The following is a 261-nucleotide window of genomic DNA, read 5'->3' as shown; positions in this document are numbered from 1 at the left end:
TGAATGGGGAAACCCACTTACATAAGTAAGTATCTTGTTGTGAATACATAGCAACAGGAGGCAAACCGGGGGAACTGAAACATCTAAGTACCCCGAGGAAGAGAAATCAACCGAGATTCCGAAAGTAGCGGCGAGCGAAATTGGATTAGCCCTTAAGCTTTTAATGATGCAGGTGAAGAGTCTGGAAAGTCTCGCAATAAAGGGTGATAGCCCCGTAACCGACACATCATAATCAGTGAAATCGAGTAGGGCGGGACACGT

General features: G+C 46.0%; 1 rRNA gene. It reads left to right on the top strand.

Annotated elements, in window-relative coordinates:
* Window positions 1-261 (top strand): 23S ribosomal RNA (locus tag AB4589_RS25665); the annotation flags it as partial.

The sequence above is a fragment of the Vibrio sp. 10N.222.49.A3 genome, from assembly GCF_041475145.1.
Lineage (GTDB): Bacteria > Pseudomonadota > Gammaproteobacteria > Enterobacterales > Vibrionaceae > Vibrio > Vibrio tasmaniensis_A.
Note: the sequence above shows the minus strand (reverse complement) of the source record. Positions and strands in the feature narration are given on the sequence as shown.